General features: G+C 57.8%; 15 protein-coding genes and 1 riboswitch. Of the genes, 8 read left to right on the forward strand and 7 right to left on the reverse strand.

Annotated features, from left to right (window positions below; translation table 11 throughout):
* Positions 1–214, reverse strand: a riboswitch (cobalamin riboswitch).
* 143 nt (positions 215–357) lie between these two features.
* Together HCG46_RS00580 and HCG46_RS00585 are read left to right on the forward strand one after the other, a co-directional pair.
* A complete protein-coding gene (locus tag HCG46_RS00580; protein WP_168684064.1) occupies positions 358–2,442 on the forward strand; it encodes a S9 family peptidase in 2,085 nt (694 codons plus the stop codon).
* A gap of 204 nt (positions 2,443–2,646) precedes the next feature.
* Positions 2,647–3,045 (forward strand): hypothetical protein, encoded by a 399-nt coding sequence (locus tag HCG46_RS00585; protein WP_023000992.1) that lies wholly within the window; start codon positions 2,647–2,649, stop codon positions 3,043–3,045.
* 4 nt (positions 3,046–3,049) lie between these two features.
* On the opposite strand, the gene HCG46_RS00590 is transcribed toward HCG46_RS00585, so the two are convergent.
* Positions 3,050–3,976, reverse strand: coding sequence for a LysR family transcriptional regulator (locus tag HCG46_RS00590; RefSeq protein ID WP_168684066.1), 927 nt, complete (start codon positions 3,974–3,976; stop codon positions 3,050–3,052).
* A gap of 99 nt (positions 3,977–4,075) precedes the next feature.
* Here HCG46_RS00590 and HCG46_RS00595 point away from each other — a divergent pair, with 99 nt between their 5' ends.
* The 3 genes from HCG46_RS00595 to HCG46_RS00605 are packed head-to-tail and all read left to right on the forward strand — an operon-like array spanning position 4,076 to position 5,001.
* Positions 4,076–4,384, forward strand: coding sequence for a putative quinol monooxygenase (locus HCG46_RS00595; RefSeq protein WP_023000990.1), 309 nt, complete (start codon positions 4,076–4,078; stop codon positions 4,382–4,384).
* A 6-nt stretch (positions 4,385–4,390) separates the two neighbouring features.
* Positions 4,391–4,609 carry a DUF2798 domain-containing protein gene (locus tag HCG46_RS00600; protein ID WP_055654933.1) on the forward strand — a complete coding sequence of 73 codons (219 nt, stop codon included), beginning with the start codon at positions 4,391–4,393 and terminating at the stop codon, positions 4,607–4,609.
* Positions 4,610–4,626: 17 nt separating this feature from the next.
* Complete coding sequence (locus HCG46_RS00605) at positions 4,627–5,001, forward strand: RidA family protein (protein WP_023000988.1); 375 nt, start codon at positions 4,627–4,629, stop codon at positions 4,999–5,001.
* A gap of 195 nt (positions 5,002–5,196) precedes the next feature.
* Here the strand turns inward: HCG46_RS00605 and HCG46_RS28410 are convergent, their stop codons facing one another.
* The 5 genes from HCG46_RS28410 to HCG46_RS00625 form a co-directional block, all read right to left on the reverse strand.
* Complete coding sequence (locus HCG46_RS28410; RefSeq protein ID WP_209009360.1) at positions 5,197–5,508, reverse strand: GNAT family N-acetyltransferase; 312 nt, start codon at positions 5,506–5,508, stop codon at positions 5,197–5,199.
* Positions 5,430–5,687, reverse strand: a complete 258-nt coding sequence (locus tag HCG46_RS28415) for a hypothetical protein (RefSeq protein WP_209009247.1) — start codon at positions 5,685–5,687, stop codon at positions 5,430–5,432. The genes HCG46_RS28410 and HCG46_RS28415 overlap by 79 nt, the downstream gene beginning before the upstream one ends.
* Positions 5,688–5,715: 28 nt before the next feature.
* On the reverse strand, positions 5,716–6,648 hold the full coding sequence (locus HCG46_RS00615) for a cytochrome c (protein WP_168684068.1): 933 nt from the start codon (positions 6,646–6,648) through the stop codon (positions 5,716–5,718).
* A 143-nt stretch (positions 6,649–6,791) separates the two neighbouring features.
* The gene (locus tag HCG46_RS00620; RefSeq protein WP_168685514.1) at positions 6,792–7,247 is read right to left on the reverse strand and encodes a cytochrome c; all 456 of its coding nucleotides are present in this window, start codon (positions 7,245–7,247) and stop codon (positions 6,792–6,794) included.
* 206 nt (positions 7,248–7,453) lie between these two features.
* The gene (locus HCG46_RS00625) at positions 7,454–8,056 is read right to left on the reverse strand and encodes a superoxide dismutase (protein ID WP_023000984.1); all 603 of its coding nucleotides are present in this window, start codon (positions 8,054–8,056) and stop codon (positions 7,454–7,456) included.
* A gap of 793 nt (positions 8,057–8,849) precedes the next feature.
* Between HCG46_RS00625 and HCG46_RS00630 the strand changes: the two genes are divergently transcribed.
* Complete coding sequence (locus tag HCG46_RS00630) at positions 8,850–10,040, forward strand: YbfB/YjiJ family MFS transporter (protein WP_209009249.1); 1,191 nt, start codon at positions 8,850–8,852, stop codon at positions 10,038–10,040.
* Positions 10,041–10,050: 10 nt separating this feature from the next.
* Here the strand turns inward: HCG46_RS00630 and HCG46_RS00635 are convergent, their stop codons facing one another.
* A complete protein-coding gene (locus tag HCG46_RS00635) occupies positions 10,051–10,908 on the reverse strand; it encodes a branched-chain amino acid aminotransferase (RefSeq protein ID WP_055656627.1) in 858 nt (285 codons plus the stop codon).
* Positions 10,909–11,222: 314 nt separating this feature from the next.
* Here HCG46_RS00635 and HCG46_RS00640 point away from each other — a divergent pair, with 314 nt between their 5' ends.
* Both HCG46_RS00640 and HCG46_RS00645 read left to right on the forward strand, forming a co-directional pair.
* Positions 11,223–11,657 carry a VOC family protein gene (locus HCG46_RS00640; RefSeq protein WP_168684070.1) on the forward strand — a complete coding sequence of 145 codons (435 nt, stop codon included), beginning with the start codon at positions 11,223–11,225 and terminating at the stop codon, positions 11,655–11,657.
* A 121-nt stretch (positions 11,658–11,778) separates the two neighbouring features.
* Positions 11,779–12,441, forward strand: a complete 663-nt coding sequence (locus HCG46_RS00645) for a haloacid dehalogenase type II (protein ID WP_023000980.1) — start codon at positions 11,779–11,781, stop codon at positions 12,439–12,441.
* The last annotated feature ends 218 nt before the right edge of the window (positions 12,442–12,659 follow it).

A 12,659-nucleotide genomic window follows, 5' to 3' on the forward strand; every position in this document is an offset into this window, starting at 1 on the left:
TAAGGTTTAAGGTGAAATGGCAGGTCTCCTGACTTGCGGGTCATTGCTTGCCTGATCCTTCCCGGGGTTTCCCCAGTGGCGCTTTCAGGTTTGCTCACCGCTCACAGTTGCGGGGGCAGTCACGGATTTGCAGCCTTTCGGGCTCGTCGCACCGTGTTCCCTTTTAATCCCGGTCCGGAGTTCGGAGTCGGGAACCATCTCTTCCTAAGTGCGCGAACGCCTGAAAAATGTCAAAGACTTTTGCGGGTCGCCGCTCTTGTCTGAAAGCACGACAGGATGGCCAGGAGGCGGAAACACCCTGCCGCCTCGGCAGTATTGACCCTTGCCTTCAAGGCTCAAAAATCTTACCTCCGATCCATGAAACAGGATGCCCTTCCCCCGCGCGCCGCAGCGCGCCCCCTCACCCTTGAGACCCACGGCATTACCCGCCAGGACGATTTCGCCTGGCTGAGGGCGGACAACTGGCAGGAGGTCATGAAAGACCCGTCCGTGCTGGATGCCGACATCCGCAGCTATCTGGAAGCGGAAAATGCCTATCACGAAGCGCAGATGGCGCCGACGAAGGCTCTGCAGGAGAAGCTTTTTGCGGAAATGCGCGGCCGCATCAAGGAAGACGACAGCTCGGTTCCTGCTCCCGACGGCCCCTTCGCTTACGGCCTCAAGTATGAAACCGGCGGCCAGCAACCGGTTTTCTTTCGCACCCCGCGTGACGGCGGCGCGGAAACGGTTCTTCTCCATGGCGACAAGGAAGCCGAAGGAACGGCATATTTCCGGATCGGCGGCGTCAGCCAGTCGACGGATCACAAGCTCATCGCCTGGGCCTATGACGACAAGGGCTCGGAATATTATTCACTGAAGCTGCGCGACGCCCAGTCTGCCAAGGATTTTGACTACGCCATCGAGGACACGGGCGGCGGCGGCGTCTTCTCGGAAGACAGCCGCTATGTGTTCTACGTTCGCCTCGACGCCAACCATCGGCCCTCGAAACTCTTCCGTCACGAAGTCGGTTCCGACCCGGCGAGCGACGTTCTCGTCTACGAGGAAAAGGATGCCGGCTTCTTCATGGGCGTCGGCAAGACCCAGTCCGGCGACACCATCGTCATCGACATTCATGATCACGAGACGTCCGAAGTCTGGATGATCCCAGCCACCGACCCGACCGCCGAACCGGTGCTTGTCGCAGAGCGCGAGACCGGTATCGAGTATTCCATCGACGATCACGGCGACACACTCTACATCCTGACCAACGCAGGCGGCGCCGAGGACTTCAAGATCGTCACTGCGCCGAAAGGCAATCCCGGCCGCGAAAACTGGTCCGATCTTGTGCCCCACAAGGCAGGATGCCTGATCCTGTCGCATTGCGTCTACAAGTCCTTCATGACGCGGCTGGAGCGCGAAGACGGCTTGCCGCGCATCGTGATCCGCCGGCTTGCAGACAACATCGAGCACTCCATCGCCTTCGACGAGGAAGCCTATTCGCTCGGCCTTGGCGGCGGCTACGAGTTCGACACGAGCACGATCCGCTTCACCTATTCCTCGATGACAACGCCATCGCAGACCTTCGACTACAATGTCGAGACCCGCGAGCGTGTTCTGCGCAAGGAACAGGAAGTGCCTTCCGGCCATGATGCGGACGACTATGTCACCCGCCGGTTGATGGCTCCCGCAGCCGACGGCGAAACCGTGCCGGTGTCTGTGCTCTACCGCAAGGACACCAGGCTCGACGGTTCCGCACCTCTGCTGCTTTACGGCTATGGTTCCTACGGCATCACCATTCCGGCGAGCTTCAACACCAACTGCCTGTCGCTGGTCGACCGGGGGTTCGTCTACGCCATCGCCCATATTCGCGGCGGCAAGGACAAGGGCTTCCACTGGTACAAGGATGGGCGGCGCGAGAACAAGAAGAATACCTTCAGCGACTTCATTGCCGCGGCAGACCATCTTGTTGCGGAAAACTTCACATCGCACGACCGTATCGTCGCTCAGGGCGGCTCGGCCGGCGGCATGCTGATGGGGGCGATTGCCAATCTGGCACCGGAAAAATTCGGCGGCATCATTGCCGAAGTTCCGTTTGTCGACGTTCTGTCGACCATGCTGGACGACACGCTGCCGCTCACGCCGCCGGAATGGCCGGAATGGGGCAACCCCATCACGGACAAGGCAGCCTACGATTACATCGCGTCCTACTCGCCCTATGACAACGTCGAGGCAAAGGCCTATCCGGCCATCCTGGCGGTAGGCGGATTGACCGATCCGCGCGTAACCTACTGGGAGCCGGCCAAATGGGTTGCCAAGCTGCGGGCAACCGGCACAGGTGACAAGCTGCTGATGCTGAAAACCAACATGGAAGCCGGTCATGGCGGCGCTTCCGGCCGTTTCGACCGGCTGAAGGAAGTCGCTGAGACCCAGGCCTTTGCCCTTTTGGTGACCGACAAGGCTTGACACCTCGTCAGACCCGAGGATTTTCCGGGCGTGCGGAGCAGTTCGCACGCCCGGGAACCTAAATTCCTTTCACACGCCCTTGCGGGTACCACCCGAGCGAACGTGACTTGATTTTGACCAAGTCTTCGGCTCATGTGAGAGTTGTTGCAAATCAATCAATTGAACGGTCCTGGACCGTACCGATGCTGTTCACTGGAGCCCGTGATGACCTGCTACCGCACACTTCCGCACCGCCTTGCTGATGGGCTGAAAAAGGGGTTGCGCCTGGTTCCGGTCATGGCCGCCACGCTGAGCCTTGCCGCATGCCAGTCCTACGACACGACTGGCGGCAATGTGGTGGAAACGCTGCTGTTCTCCCCTACCTTCACCAAGAACCGGCAGGACATTCCCAGCACCTACAACACAGCTTATGACTGCCGCACCTTTACCGGCAGCGGCTGGAAAGGCATTGCCGGTGGCAAGGTCTTCAATTTCAGTCAGAAATACATCATTTCCCAGGCCGGTTGCTTCAAGACTCAAGGCGAATGCAACGCATGGCTGGCGGTCATGTCCAGCTACATAGATCAGCCGCGCTACATCCGCTGCAATCCCTACACTGCGTAGGACATCAAGCGGATCTTGCAGGATCACGCTGGACGACAGTCCCCTGAAACACGGGAAGCGCTGCCATGAACGGTTCCATGTAATCAAGCAGGCAGCGCGCCCGGGCATTGAGCAGCCGCCCGGTGGGCCATACCGCAAAGATATCCCGTTGCTGGCCTTGCCAGTCTGCGAGCACAGGTGTGAGGCGGCCTGAAATCAGGTCATCGGAAATCTCGCTCGCAGGCAACAGAGCGAGCCCGTGACCATCGCCGGCCAGCTGCCGGGCAAGACTGATGTCATCGACAACGACACGCGCATCGACAGGCACGGTTTCGCGGCAGCCTGTTTCCCGATTTGTCAGTTGCCATTGCGGAAGCGTGGACACCCGCACCACCTTGTGCCGGCCGATCTGGTCCGGACTTTCCGGGGCACCCGCCTGTTCAAGATAAGCAGGCGCCGCAACGAGAACCGTTGCCACCACCCCGAGACGCTTCTGGTAAAGCCGCTCATCGGTCTGGGGTCCGGCTCGGAGGGCAATATCGACCTTGTGTTCCAGCAGATCCTTGTTCTCGTTGCTGAGCGTCAGCGTCAGCTGGATCTCCGGAAAGGTCTTGAGAAAATCTGACCACATGGGCTGCAAGATGCCGATGGAAATATTGGTGGGCGCCGCCACCTTCAACGCTCCCCGAAGACCGTGCAGATCGGTGCTTAACCCGTCCAATGTCGTCTCAGCGTTTTGAACCAGGTCGGCAAAGGCCTCGAAATACGCTTCACCCGCCACCGTCAGATCGAACTTCCGCGCGGACCGGAAGACCAGCTGCGTGCCTATGGTTTCCTCCAGCTTCGCCAGGCGCCGGGTCACCGTTGCCGCAGGCAATCCGAGATGCGCAGCAGCCTTTGCCAGGCTTCGATTACGCGCGATATGAACAAACAAGGCAATGTCGTCGAGCATGATTTCATTTTCAAAATTTAAACTCTCATTATTCGATATAGATTGAGATTAGAGAAATCAATAAGTCTGTCTTCGTCCTTAAACGCAACGGAGACACTCATGGGTAATTACTTCATCAGCGCTGGTATCGAACTGCAACAGGGTGCGGAGCGAACCAGGGCAGAGACGGAACTGCGCCGACTTGTGGCTGAAACCCAACACGAACCCGGCTGCAATTTCTTTGAAATCCGGCAGAACCTGCAGGATCCCGACAAGTTCACCCTTTGGGAGAGCTGGACAGACAAGGACGCCCTGGCCGCCCATTTCGAAATGCCGCACACCAAGGCCTATCTCGCGCAGAACCTGACACAGGTCAGCTACATTGAAGAACTGGGCGAAATCGGCACCAGCGAAGCGATCAAAAGGTAGTCAGTCATGAAGAACCGATTGATCGCGACGTTCCTGATGTCGCTGGGTCTGTCGCTCTTGATGTCGTGCTGGGTCACATTCCTGAACCTCGGCTGGAGCGACAGGTTCTTCTGGCAATGGATGAATGCCTTTCGCCTGGCATGGCCCGCTGCTGCCGTCATCGCCTTCTTTCTTGGCCCGCCCGTGCAAAGGGCAACGCTGTTCCTTTCAGCCCGCCTGCCGTAATCAGAAAAGGAAAAATAATGCCTCTTGCCCGACAGAATTTCGAGGAACTGGGCCTGCCGGCCGGCCCCTATACCCACGCCGTTCGGCATGGACAGACAGTCTATACATCCGGTTTCACAGCTTTCGGCACACCTGCTCAGGCCGATTCGGCCGGCCCACAAATCAGGGCGGTGTTCGCTCAGTTGAACACTATCGCCGCCTACTACGGAAGATCACTGAAAGATCTGGTGAAAGTAACCGTGTTCGTCACCGACATGACCGACTTGCCGGAAATCCGGTCAGCCCTTGCAGAACTCTATGAAAATGAGGTTCCTGCTAGCTCGCTGGTCTGTGTTGCCGCACTGTTTCACCCACAGCTGAGGGTCGAAGTTGAAGCGATCATTGCAACCTGATCGATGAACGACTTGCAACCGGATTGAGAAATACGTATTATCCCTTAGTTGAATAGCAATGGACCGGCTCTACAACTTTCTGGAGACACGCGTTCCAATTTATCGAATAACTGTGCACGGGCAAAACGACCCAATAATAAAAAGCGAAACTTGACCACCTGCTCGCAGGTGGTTTTGTTTGAAAGCGTCAGCTGTTTACCCGTTCAGTTGCTTTCTGAAGAAAACCGTCTCCAGGATCGGCGTATCGTAATAGGCGCCAACTTGCTCAAACCCCGCGGCTTCATAGAGCTTGATGGCACCCGTCATGCTTGGCAGCGTGTCCAGCAGCATCTCCCGGTAGCCGGCGGCAACCGCCGCTGCGATTACAGCCTCCACCAGCGCACCACCAACACCCTTGCCGCGTCCGTCCGGCAGGACGTAAAGCCGCTTCATTTCACACGCACCGTCTTTTCCGAACGCCCGCAGGCCAACACAACCGAGAACCGAGCCTTCCCCATCCTTCGCCAGGAAAAGCGCCCCGGACGGCGGCGCGTATTCCCCCGCAGACCTGCAAGCTCTTCTTCAAAGCCCTGGTAGGAAAGGTCGATGCCGAGCCAGTCGACATAGGCCCGAAACAGGTGCCGGATCGGCGCCAGGTCGTTTTCGGTTGAAACGGGTACGATCGAAATTTGCTGCGATTGAATCATGGAATGACAAAAGGTCCGCGTGGTGTCGTCAGTTGGCTGTCGGCGCAACGGGCGGGATGGCTTTCAGGTAGGCGGCGATCGCTTCACGATCACTGGCAGGAAGCTTGGCCATGTTTTCCTGAACATGCACCATTTCACCACCGACGGAATCGTATTCAGGCGTGAAGCCGCTTTCCAGATAATAGGCAATATCGCTTGCGCTCCAACTGCCGAAACCACCGTCTACCGGCGTAATGTCCGGAATACGGCCTTCTCCTGTGGGAGCCGGTGCGCCACCGAGCCATTTCGCCAGATCCAGTCCCCCTGCAAGATTTCGAGCCGTGTGGCATTCACCGCAGTGGCCGGGCCCTTCCACCAGATACCGCCCGCGGTCCCAAAGGGCAGCGTCGACCTCGTTCCCGCTTGAAGGGGCGGCTATGACGGGTGACGGATCGAGGAACAGCCGTTTCCACAGCCCCAACCCCCGACGGATATTGAACGGAAAGCCGAGCTCATGAGGTGGCGTCTTGCCGTTGACGGACGGCAGCGTTTTCATGAAGGCAAATAGATTGCCGATGTCTTCGCCAGACATGCGGGCATAGGAAGTGTAAGGGAACGCCGGGTAATAGTTTTGCCCGTCCGGTGATGTGCCATGCGTCATGGCGTTGGCGAAATCAGCAAGCGACCAGGCTCCGATACCGTCTGCCGTGCTGGACGAAATGTTCGGGGCAACAAACACCCCGAACGGCGTCTCCAGGCGAAGGCCTCCGCCAAGCTTCAGCTTCTCGTCTCCCGCAGCACCCTTGGCCGCATGGCAGGACGTGCAACCGCCGGCCCAGAATACAAGTTCCCCTTGCGACGCATCCCCTTCCGCAATGGCGGCAAGCTGGGCTTCGCTCAGCTTCGTCGGCGCGGACAGGAACCAACCCGCACCTGCCGCAACAACGGCAAGAACGACGAGGACGATGACAGCCTTTTTCATGAGGTCTCCCTGGGTCTTCCTGGCACCGAAACGCCAAAACAGCGGCTCTTCAACCCGGACAGGGTGAAAAGCCGCTGATCTGTCTCACAGTCTGGAGCCTGCCTGTTGCAGTCTGTGTGCGGTAGACCCCGGAATGCCGCCGGTCAGTTTTTCTTACGGTAAGTTTCGTGGCACGATTTGCAAGAGCCGAACACGGGCCCCATCGCAGCCTTGAAAGCCTCGACATCCGCAGGACCGTCCTTGCCGGATGCTTCGAAGGCTTTTAAAGTCGCGTCCGCAAACTTGGCCAGCTCAGCGGAAAATCCGTCCGGATTTTCCCAAATGGCGGCAGCGGCACCGGTTTCACCCTGATCGGAACCTGCAGGGAAATAGTCTCCGAATGTCAGGGCTGCTGCATTCATCGTTGCGATGGCAGCCTTACCGGCAGCAGGAGAATAGGCGATCTCCCCTTTCATCAGGCCTCCACCGAGCCCGGCCGCCGCGCCGACCGACGACATGATGGCCTGCCGGGTCGCAATCGGATCGTCAGACGCCTGAGCAATGGAACCGGCAAGGCCAATCCCGGCCGCAAGACCCAATACAACAGCCGATTTGATCATTCGCATCGTTCTCTCCCTCTCGTGGAAATTGCCTTCGGCAATGATTCACCAGTGCGAGTACAGCCCATGTACCGCTCGGTCTGAAAATCACGGTCGCGTGATGTGCGCCATGTTCGGTGAACACAGCGTCAACGCTGACGAAACAGCCAAACAAAAAACCCCGGCCTGTTCAGGCCGGGGTTTCGCAAAACGGGATGTTTCCCGAATTACTTCGTTGCAGCTTCGTACATTTCCAGCACGTAGTCCCAGTTGACCATGCTGTCGATGAAAGCTTCGAGGTACTTCGGACGCGCATTGCGATAGTCGATGTAATAGGAGTGTTCCCACACATCGCAGCCGAGAATCGGCGCTGCGCCGTGTACCAGCGGGTTTTCACCGTTCGGGGTCTTCATGATTTCCAGCTTGCCGTCCTTGACTGCGAGCCAGGCCCAGCCGGAGCCGAACTGGCCAACACCTGCGGCGATGAAGTCGGCGCGGAACTTGTCGAAACCACCAAGATCACTGTCGATAGCGGAAGCCAGCGCACCCGGAAGCGAGCTGCCACCACCGTCTTTCTTCATCCACTTCCAGAAGTGAATGTGGTTGTAGTGCTGACCGGCGTTGTTGAACAGCGGAGCGTTCTTGCCGAAGCTTTCCTTCACGATTTCTTCCAGGGACTTGCCTTCCAGGCCGCTGCCGGCGAGCAGCTCGTTGCCTTTGGTGACATAGGCCTGGTGGTGCTTGTCGTGGTGAAACTCGAGAGTTTCAGCAGACATGTAAGGGGCCAGCGCGTCATATGCATACGGCAGGTCAGGCAATTCGAAAGACATGACAATCTCCTTAAAAGGTCGGTGACCGGCGGCGACATGCCTGCCTCAAGAATGAATGCAGGAACGGCCGCGTCGAGCGGCAAAATAGGATTGCTGGGCCGTCACGGCAAGCGCCGATCCCCAAAATAAAGAAATTTTTTCTTTTTATTTTAGGACGTACGATCTGCCATTGACACTTCCCACGAGGGGAACGCGTCCACGCGGCTGCAGTTGCGCCATTCACGGGAATGTGATCAGTAATTTTCGAAAGAAAAACATCGTCATTTTTAACGAAAACACTTTAATAATATAGAATTACATAATAATATTCAGATTATTTCGATCATTATCTAATTTATATCTAGCATGACACTAAATATCAAATAGACAATTTCACTTACTTTCTCAAAAGACATTCTCCTTGCCACCACCATCACCTCTCAAGCCAGTCTCTGAAACGGCAATGCTCTTGGCGAATGCTAAAACAACTGGATTTGATGATTTAACGACAAGACCGCGACTACCCGAACAGTTGCTACGGTGGAGCATGGTTCATTGCGACTGTATCCATAAGGCCTGCATGACCTGGGTTCCCGGTTCCAAGGTCCAGTGCGAACCAATGCCCTGCGAAAGGCAATGCGCACCAATACTCGTCTTGTCGCCCCTGGTGTCCGCACCGGAAACTGATCGCCTTCACCCTACCCTAGACCAACCCAACCGGAACTCGTTCCCGGAAATGACAAAGCAGAGCGATCGTGCAAGATAGCAACGACTGCATGTCAGTTTTCAGCTATCGCCTCACGACCGGAACTCCATGTCACCCATCTCGCGCTCTCCTGCCGCATTGGCTTTCGGTGGTCTGCTCGCCCTTGCTGCCGCGATGGGCATCGGCCGGTTCGTCTATACCCCGATCCTGCCCTTCATGACCGACGGCCTGAAGTTGCCGCCTGATGATGCCGGCCTGATCGCGTCCGCGAATTTTCTCGGATATCTGGCCGGAGCTCTTGCCGGCGCCTCAAGGTCCCTGCCCGGCAATCCCCGGCTGTGGTTTCTCGGTGGGCTTCTTGCCAGCGCCCTGACCAGTGCCGCCATGGCGCTGACCACTTCCCTGTCTCTGTTTCTGTTGATCCGCTTCGCCAGCGGCGTCGCAAGCGCCTTTGCGCTGGTCTTTTCAACCAGCCTGATCCTGGAGCGGCTGACGGCAGCCGGTCGCGGCGGCTTGAGCGCCCTCCACTTTGCCGGGGTCGGCTGCGGCATTTCCTTTTCCGCTGTTCTGATCGCCCTTCTGGCGCATCTGGGGGCAGATTGGCGTGGGCTCTGGCTGGCCAGTGGCGCTGCCACGCTTTGTTTTCTTCTGGTGGCTGCATTTCTGGTGCCGTCCGAGCCGTCTCCCCAGCCGGTTACCACACCTGCGCAAAGCTCCCCCGACGAAACCCCGGCATCTCCGCCGGCATCTCCGTTTGGCTCTGCCAGTCGCATCCGCCTCATTCTGGCCTACGGTCTGTTCGGTTTCGGCTATGTCATCACCGCGACCTTCGTCAATACGATCGCACGCGCCAATCCGGCGCTTCAATCAACCGAAGCCTTCGTCTGGTTGACAGTTGGGCTGTGCGCTGCACCTTCAATTTACGTCTGGAACAGGATTGCCGCCCGCATAAGTACTCGAAAGGGCTTCGCTCTTGCCTGCGTGCTGGAAGCGGCAGGGGTTGCCTTGACGGCGGTGAGCACAGCGCCTGCGCTCTTCCTCTTCGGAGCAGCGCTCCTCGGGGCGACCTTCATGGGTATCACCGCGCTTGGCCTGATGGAGGCACGGCGCGAAGTCAGCCGGGACGGACCGGCAGCAATCCGTCAGATGCTTGCGGTACTGACGGCAAGCTTTGGCGTCGGGCAGATGGCCGGGCCCTGGGTTGCCGGCCAGATGCACCATCTGACCGGGTCCTTTACTGCATCATCCCTGGCAGCCGCCGCGGCGCTTGTGGTAGCCGCGGCACTGGTCGTCAGATGACACTCCCCACTCAGGCGTGGGAAAATTCCCAGTAGAGTTCTCTTGCGCGAGCCGCGATCGGACCCGGCTGCAGGTCGCGTTCCTCGATCCGCTTGACCGGCGTTACCTTGCTGTAGTTCCCGGTCGAGAAGATCTCGTCGGCTTCCAGGAATTCGCCATAGTCCATGGTGCGCTCGAAAACGTCATAGCCAACGGACCGCAGCAGCTGAATGACGCGCTGACGGGTAATGCCGTTCAGGAAGGTGCCGTTGGGAACCGGCGTGTGTACCTTGCCTTCCTTGGCCATGAAGATATTGGCCGATGTCAGTTCAGCGACATTGCCCAGCATGTCGCGAACGACCGCGTTGTCGAAGCCGCGCCCCTTGGCCTCCAGCATCGCTCTCGCATTGTTGGGATAAAGGCAGCCGGCCTTGGCGTTGACTGGCATGCATTCAACAGTCGGACGGCGGAATGGAGACAGCGTGATGCTCATCGCCGCATCCTTGGGTGCCATCGGCGCATCGAACAGGCACAGGCAGAACCGCGTGCTGTCCGGATCGCCCACGATCACCCCGGGTCCGTCACTTTCGACCCAGTACATGGGCTTGACGTAGATCTGCTGGTCACCACCGAATTTGGCGCAGCCTTCCTTGGTGAGCTCGACCATTTCACCAACCTTCATGGTCGGCTTCATGCCCAGCGCCACGGCACTGTCGTTGACGCGTTTGCAGTGTAGATCGATGTCCGGCATCACACCTTCAAAGAAGCGGGCGCCGTCAAAAACGCTGGAGCCGAGCCAGGAAGCATGTGTGCGCGGGCCCATGATCGGCGGATTGCCCTCGTGCCAAGTCCCGTCGATCCAGGTCCAGGTGTCACTCCATCCGCTCATGTCTCTTCCCTTTTCTGCGCTGCGGTTGTGCAGTCTGTCCGCCGAAACAACACCGCTCATCCCGGCAGGTCAATAGCTTACCGCGAAATTGAGGAAAGTTGCTGTCATTCTTCGCAAGATACGGTGATATCAGGATAAAAATCACCAAAACACCCACTTGAACGACATCAATTTTTCAAGTCGGGTTTTGCAATGACAAGATGTGGATCCCCTCACCGACCCCTGGCTTGGAAACAATGCCCCCGCCCGCGGACCATTGACTCTCGCCACACAAAGTTCACTATATGTTCCTGCTGCAATTTTGGGAGTTCAGTATGGAACAGCGCATTTCCGTGACGACGCTCGTGGTCGAAGACGTTGTCGAGGCACGCCGCTTCTTCGAAGACGGCCTGGGATGGCAGGTTCATTCCTCGCCAGGCCCCGAAGTGGTCTTTTTCCAGGTTCCCGGCAGTGTATTTGCCCTCTATGGCCGCGCCTCCCTGGAAGAAGAAATCGGACGCTCTGTCACCGACAGCCCCACCGGTGCGGTGACGCTCGCCTGGAACGGCAGGTCGGAAGCCGAGGTGGACACAAGCTTCCTGAAAGCGCTCGCCGCGGGCGCCCGATCGGTCAAGGAACCCCAGAAAGCCTTCTGGGGCGGGTATTCCTCTTACGTGGAAGTCCCCGGCGGTCACCTGCTCGAGATTGCCTATAACCCGTTTTGGCCGGTGGAAGAGGATGGCGCAATCTCCCTGCCTCCAGTCCAATAGCAGGGCACAATTGTTGTATAAGTCCTGCCTGCGACCTTTGTCGCAGATAGCTGCGCTTGACGCAGGAGGCCGCAGGCTGTTCTCTTCCGCGGTTTCGTGAAAGGGCTTGGAGGTCTTGAAGATGGCGCATGCAGCTTACGTGTTCGATGCGTATGGAACCTTGTTCGATGTGCATGCCGCCGTCCGCAAACATGCGGAGAAGCTTGGACCGGATGCCCAGAGGCTGTCGTCTCTCTGGCGGGAAAAGCAGCTTGAATATTCCTGGGTGCGTGCCCTCATGGGCAAGTATCTGGACTTCTGGGAACTGACCCAGCAAGGCCTGGACACCGCATTCGCCCTGGTGCCTTCCGCTGACAAGTCGTTGCGCGAAGATCTTCTCAGCGCCTACTGGGAACTTGATTGTTACCCGGAAGTGCCGCAGGTGCTGACCAACCTCAAGGCAACCGGCGCTAAAATCGCAATCCTGTCCAACGGGTCTCCGGCCATGCTCGAAGCTGCCGCCAAGGCCGCCGGATTGACGGAACTTTTCGACGAGATCTTTTCCGTCGACGCCCTTCGAACCTTCAAGACCGATCCGCAGGTCTATGAAATGGTCACGACCCATTTCCGGATCTATCCGGAAGAGGTTTCCTTCCAGTCTTCAAACCGTTGGGATATTGCCGGTGCTACCGCATTCGGGTTCCGTACCGTGTGGATGAACCGGATGGGCATGCCTGACGAATATCCGGACCTTTCTCCCAAGGCGGTTCTGGCGGATCTGACAGGGCTCGCCACACTCGGCTGACCTGACACCACTTCCCTTCAGGAAGTGGAGACAGCGCCAGCTTTGTGTTTCTCTATTTTCAAAACAGTTCCGGCCATTTTTTCCAAAAAGGAAAAGATGTTTTGAGCGTCCGGCAAGGTTGCAGGATTCTGTAAGTGTAATATCCTTCCCTTGGTTGGGAGGAAAAGAAGAGCGACAGACTTCCTCGAGGTCATCCCGAACCAGTTACAAAACAACTG

This window comes from Labrenzia sp. PO1 (assembly GCF_012273635.1).
Classification (GTDB): domain Bacteria; phylum Pseudomonadota; class Alphaproteobacteria; order Rhizobiales; family Stappiaceae; genus Roseibium; species Roseibium algicola.